Raw genomic sequence first — 6,084 nt, 5'->3', positions numbered from 1 at the left:
CCAGCACAGCGAGGGTGGGCACCAACTGATCCAGGCCGACCATATCGCCAGCTTCGGTGTGATCGAGGGCGAACCGCTGGTGTACGAGGCCAACCCTGGTGGCGATCAGGCCCAGCCGGCGCTGCACCGTTTCACCTACCGCGAGCAGGTGCGCAGCGCCCAACAGACCCAGCGCGATTACACCTTCACCCACCCACGCTACAACCTGGAGCAGCACGAACAGGCGCGCCAACTGGAACACCAAAGCCCCGACTACGAACGCTACGACTATCCCGGCCGGTACAAACATGACGACGCCGGCAAGCCCTTCACCCAGACCCGCTTGCAAGGCCTGCGCGGTGATGCGCGCACCGCCGAAGTCACGGGCGACGATGCGCGCCTGGTGCCGGGGCTGGCGTTCGATCTGACCGGGCATCCGCGTGACGACCTCAACATCGGCTGGCGCGCCGTTGCCATCAAACATGTCGGCCGCCAGCACACCGCGATGGAAGAAGAAGCCGCCGGCAGCCAGGTGGGCACCCATTACAGCTTCACCGCCACGCTGATTCCCGACAGCGTCGAGTGGCAAGCACCGCCGCGTCCCAAGCCCTGCATTGAAGGCCCGCAGATCGCCACCGTGGTCGGCCCGCCCGGTGAAGAAATCTACTGCGACGAACACGGCCGCGTGCGCCTGCAATTTCCCTGGGACCGCGAAGGCCAGGACGACGACCGCAGCTCCTGCTGGGTGCGCGTCACCCACAACTGGGCCGGTGCCGGTTGGGGCCACGTCGCCCTGCCCCGGGTTGGTCAGGAGGTGCTGGTCGGCTTCGTACAAGGTGATCCCGACCAGCCCCTGATCATCGGCCGCAGCTACCACGCCATCAACCGCTCGCCGTACAAACTGCCGGACTTCAAGGCCCTCAGCCCGATCCGCAGCAAAGAACTGCACGGCGAACGCCACAACGAACTGCGCCTGGACGACACCACCGGGCAAATCAGCGCCGCGCTGATGAGCGACCACCAGGCCAGCGCCCTCACCCTCGGCTACCTCACCCACCCGCGCCCCGGCGGCGGCGTGCCGCGTGGCGAAGGTTTTGAACTGCGCACCGACGCCCACGGCGTACTGCGCGCCGGCGGCGGCCTGCTGCTCACCACCCAACTGCGTCCCCGCGCCGCCGAACACCACACCGACCTGCCGGAAACCGCCGAACAACTCGACACCGCCCGCCAACACCACGCCACCTTCGCCAGCGAAGCCCGCGATCACCTGGCCCAGGAAAGCGGCGACCAGGGCGAAGTCGCCGACGCACTCAAGGCCCAACACAGCACCATCCGTGGCACCGGCGGCAACCCCAGCGCCAACCAATACCCCGAACTGGCCGAACCCCATCTGGTGCTGCACAGCCCGGCCGGCATCGCCAGCAGCACCCCGCAATCGACCCACATCGCCAGCGGCGAACACCTGGCCCTGAGCAGCGGCGGCCACACCAGCCTGGCCATTGGCAAACGCCTGCTGCTTAGCGCCAGCCGTGGTGTGCGCACCTTTGTGCAAAGCCTGGGCTGGCGGTTGGTGGCGGCCTCCGGGGATATCGATATCCGGGCGTTGAAAGACAACATCAACCTGCTGGCCAAACTTAAGGTCACCGTGACGGCTGAGCGCATTACGTTGAGTGCCAAGGAAGAGATCGTGATTCAGGCGGCGGGGAGTAGCACCACCTACAACGCGGGTGGGATTACTCATGCCACCAGTGGGTTGTACACGGCGCACGCCACGGACTTCATTTACAAGGGAGCGAAGAGCCAGGCGGCGGCGTTTCCAGAGGAGCCCAAGGCCGGGAAAGGGAATTTGGAGTTGTTTCAGCAGTATGCCAATGGTCATGCGTTCAAGGGCGCGGAGTACCAGGTTGAAGATGCCCTGGGCAAGGTCATCAAGGGCAAGCTGGATGGCAATGGTTTTGCGGCCGTAGCAGGGTTGGCACCGGGTCCGGTCAAGGTGCTGTTTGGTCGCGATAAAACAGAGACCGCATCCGCTGCCCCTTTTGACAATCAAGACTCATCAGCTCACGCCAAAGCTGGCGCACGCCCACCCGCTACCGCAATGCAACAGGCTTTAAACAGCCTGTTCGCCGCAGAAGCCAGCACTACAAAAAACACCCCGCCCAGCCCTGCCTCCCTCACCAAAGAGTTGAGTGGTACGGCCATCCAAAAGCTCATGCCATTACCAATGGGTGGGCTGTTGAACACACAACTCAAGGAAAGGGAGAACCACAATGGATAATAGATGTGGCGGAGTGGTTGCTCCCACGAACACGTTTACCGAAGAGGATGTCGTAGAAGGCACAGAAATGCTGGCCAAATGGCTCACCACTCTCACCGGCGATGTTGTCAACTGGCGGGCGGTCATTACGGTCGGAGAAATGCTGCCGGTTGCCGGATCAATATTCGCAGCCACCGATGCCGTTGGTGACATCATCGGGCTCGCACGAGGCAACAGCGAATACAGGTCCGACATTTTTAACTGGGTGAGCCTTGGCATCAATCTGTTTGCAATAGTCCCGATCCCCGCCATTGGCCCAGCCCGCGCAGTTATGCGCCCCGCATTAAAAGCGGTCAGAACCAGCCCCAAGGACGGCATTGCGCAAGCTCTTATAGTTTCAATTGAAAACGCCCTGGCAAACATTTGCCCTGGAGATCTTGAGGAAACCCTTAACAAAGTCCAGAGCACCCTGCAGAACATCCTTAAAGATTTTGCGGCAAAAATTGCAATGGTTCTACGACCGTGCCGGTAACAACACCCGTGAGCACCAGTACCTGCGCTATTTGCAGGAACCGCATGTAGCCGTCTGGAAGCATGAATATGATGCCCTCAACCAGCGTATCGCCACCACTCGCCCGGATGGCCACCGCGTCAGTTGGTTGACCTATGGCAGCGGTCATCTGCTGGCGCTAAAAGTAGATGACCAAGAACTACTCAGCTACCAACGTGACAACCTGCACCGCGAGATCGCCCGCGACCAGGGCAACGGCCTGCAACAACGGCAAGCCTGGACGCCCAACGGCCAGTTGCAGGAACAAGCATTGGGAAAACGCGGCGACGCCCAACGCCTGGTGGTACGCAACTACCGGCACGACGCCGCCGGCCAACTGACCCGCATCGACGACACCCGGCGCGGCGCGCTCAGCTACCGTTATGACCCGCTCGGTCGCCTGCTTGCCGCCCAGACCATCAGCGGCGAAGAGACCTTCGCCTTTGACCCGGCCAGCAATCTGCTGGATCCCCAGGCACCGCGGCGTCCCAATCAATATGTCCCGAACAAACTGCTGGACAACTTGCTGCGCGACTACGTCGGCACCCACTACAGCTACGACGAACGCGGCAACCTCAAGGAACGCCTGCACAACGGCAAAAAATCCCCCTTCACCTGGGATCTGTACGACCGCCTGATCGGTTACGCAGATGACCGACTGACCGTCAGCTTTGCCTACGACGCCCTGGGCCGGCGGCTGTTCAAACTGTCCAAAGCCAAGTACCACGACCGCCGCGAAGCCGGGCCAATGTGGAACAAGCTGGAACGTGCCAAGCTCGACGAACAGTACGGTTGCGGCTACACGATCTATGGCTGGGACGGCGATGTGCTGGCTTTTGAGAGCCGAAACAATGACAAGAGCGAACGCCTGACCCACTACTTTTTCGAGCCGGGTAGTTTTGTGCCAGTGGCGCAGGCTGTGGAACAACGCAGTATCCAACTGCTGCCCCAGCCAGTCTATGAGGGCGCTTACGACATCGACCGCGATCCGGTTTGGCAGCACAAACCTAAACCGGTGAGCTTCAACGCCGTGGCGTGGTACCAATGCGACCACCTTGGCACGCCGATGGAGTTGACCGACGAGCACGGCGATATCGCCTGGGCTGGAGTCTACAAAGCCTGGGGATTGGCCAAGGAACAGCGTAGCGAGACCGCCAAACGTACCGACATCCGCAATCCACTGCGCTTTCAGGGGCAGTACTTCGATGTGGAAACCGGGCTGCACTACAACCGCTATCGGTACTATGATCCCCAGGCAGGGCGATTTATTGGCAAGGATCCAATTGGATTTCTTGGTGGTTTGAATGTCCATCACTATGCGTCGAACCCTATTAACTGGGTTGACCCCATCGGACTCACAGCATGCACGCCCTGCCATGACAAGACCAAATGTAAAGTACTGTTATCGAAAATTTATGCAAAAGCCTTAGGACGCAAGGAAATCACAGGCAATCGCGGCCTACTTGAAAGAATAGAAGACTTACAAGAGGACAAATACAACCTATATGGTTTTGCACCAACCATGGACAAAGCGCGAAGTTATGGTGCCTTAGCTGGAAAGGGTTCTTGGGAGGGACATGTTAAAGCGGCAAACGATCTAAAAGCCGGACTTAACAATGATATCCGAAACTTTAACGAGGGCGGCTGCAACAAGCATTACAAAATCCCTAGCTCAGCTTCTAGAGCAGCCAGCTTAGCCATTCCAACCAGACCAACGAGATGATAAAAATGACCGCATTATTTGACGATATACTTTTCCTAATAAGCACAGACTGTTTTACAAGCGAACTATTTTTTGAATTCACCCCACAAGATGTCGAAATAGTTAAAATGGCAGCACGCGACGCAATACCTGAGATAGTCCATGGAGGAAACAACTATTACCTGTGCGCAAACTTTTCCCCTGAGCGAATAAATAATACTCGAGATTTTTTCTTTAAGAGAATCCAGGATCATCGAGCCCCCAAAGAGATAACGCATAAAATCAATCTATTTTATGAAACTCTGGCGGGCATTTCCGATGAAATTAGCTCAGCAACCAATGCAATAGGATCAGTTGCAACCCGAATGTATTGGCTTGACACAGACGACTTCAAAAACCCTATAACAGTTGAAATAATTGATATAGTATCAATTATTGAACCGCTTGGCCTGAACCGTGAATCACACGGTTTTGAATGGGAGGACGCTTGGCTAAATTCTAAATCGACATGGGATCGATATATCATGTCACTAATGGATGAAATAATCGAAGCGCCATACTTGACATTCATCAAGATAGAGAAGTTTTCCACTCAGCTTGATTACCTGCGCCTTTGGAAAAAAAATCTCGATGAAGATAGCTTTTCAATCATAAAAAAATTCATCCAAATAGAAGCATATGCAGAACTTGAAAGTTGCAATTCAGCCGCCGCAAGAGAAATTGAGCGAATCATGCAATCAATTTAGCAACTAAATATTTTACTAGCGAGTAAAATTCAGAGCAACGGAGGGCAAGTAGTGCAAATCCGGCACCGCGCAATGTCCACGCATTTTCATCTGAAACAGCGCACTAAACGACACTAAGTAATGAATATGACGTCAAGCCATTTTTAACTACAGAGAATCGTACCCATGATGCCGATAATTAGACTTGGCGACCTTACCGACCACGGCGGCGTTGTCACCGAATCCATCCCCCACACCAACCTCAACGGCAAGCCCATGGCCGGTAAAGGCCACATGGTGATGTGCCCCTTATGCAAAGGTCCCTTCCCGATTGCCGAAGGCAGCAGCACCTATTCAGTCAACGGCATTCCCGTGGCGTTGGATGGCATGAAGACCACCTGCGGCGCCACCCTGATCGCCAGCGGCTCCCGCAGCGCCGTTCACCGCTGACCGGCAACCCCGCTCTTTAACAACCGGACAACACCGGCATTGACTTGATCGCGCCAATGCCTATGCCAACTTCAAACCCGCGACGCCGAAGGCGGCCTGTGGAAGTACGACTACGATCAACGCGGCAACATCATCGAAACCATCGATCCGCTGGAGAACAAAAGCCAGTACACCTACAACAGCGACAACCTCCCAGTAGTCATCACCGATGCCAACGGCGGCGCCAAACAACTGACCTACAACGCAGACGGCCAACTGATCCGCTACACCGACTGCTCAGGCAAGGTCAGCCACTGGGACTACGATGCACTCGGCCAGCTCAGCCGCTTCACCGATGCCGAAGGTCACGTCACCACCTACGAGTACCGCGCCGGGCAACTGGTGCGACTGATCCACCCCGACAAAACCGAAGAACACTTCG

General features: G+C 56.8%; 4 protein-coding genes and 1 pseudogene. All 5 read left to right on the top strand.

What is annotated here, in order from left to right; all coding sequences use genetic code 11:
• A partial coding sequence (locus AACY31_RS28120; protein WP_339505557.1) for a type VI secretion system Vgr family protein occupies window positions 1–2,257 on the top strand: 2,257 nt, incomplete at its 5' end.
• Window positions 2,250–2,768: a hypothetical protein gene (locus tag AACY31_RS28115; RefSeq protein ID WP_339505556.1), complete on the top strand. Its 519-nt coding sequence runs from the start codon at window positions 2,250–2,252 to the stop codon at window positions 2,766–2,768. The genes AACY31_RS28120 and AACY31_RS28115, both read left to right, overlap by 8 nt.
• Window positions 2,737–4,509 (top strand): annotated as a pseudogene (locus tag AACY31_RS28110) (RHS repeat-associated core domain-containing protein); the annotation flags it as partial. The gene AACY31_RS28115 and the pseudogene AACY31_RS28110, both read left to right, overlap by 32 nt.
• Before the next feature lie 5 nt (window positions 4,510–4,514).
• Window positions 4,515–5,234: a hypothetical protein gene (locus tag AACY31_RS28105; RefSeq protein WP_339483767.1), complete on the top strand. Its 720-nt coding sequence runs from the start codon at window positions 4,515–4,517 to the stop codon at window positions 5,232–5,234.
• A 168-nt stretch (window positions 5,235–5,402) separates the two neighbouring features.
• A complete protein-coding gene (locus tag AACY31_RS28100) occupies window positions 5,403–5,663 on the top strand; it encodes a PAAR domain-containing protein (RefSeq protein WP_339483769.1) in 261 nt (86 codons plus the stop codon).
• The last annotated feature ends 421 nt before the right edge of the window (window positions 5,664–6,084 follow it).

Source organism: Pseudomonas sp. RL_105y_Pfl2_101, from assembly GCF_963970585.1.
In the GTDB taxonomy this organism is placed as follows: Bacteria; Pseudomonadota; Gammaproteobacteria; order Pseudomonadales; family Pseudomonadaceae; genus Aquipseudomonas.
The sequence above is the reverse complement of the archived record's forward strand: the minus strand, read 5'-3'. Positions and strand labels throughout refer to the sequence as shown.

Excerpts from the sequence above, each read along its gene's own strand:
- AACY31_RS28105 (WP_339483767.1), top strand. The coding sequence starts at position 4,515 with ATGACCGCATTATTTGACGATATACTTTTCCTAATAAGCACAGACTGT.
- AACY31_RS28100 (WP_339483769.1), top strand. The coding sequence starts at position 5,403 with ATGCCGATAATTAGACTTGGCGACCTTACCGACCACGGCGGCGTTGTC.
- AACY31_RS28115 (WP_339505556.1), top strand. The coding sequence starts at position 2,250 with ATGGATAATAGATGTGGCGGAGTGGTTGCTCCCACGAACACGTTTACC.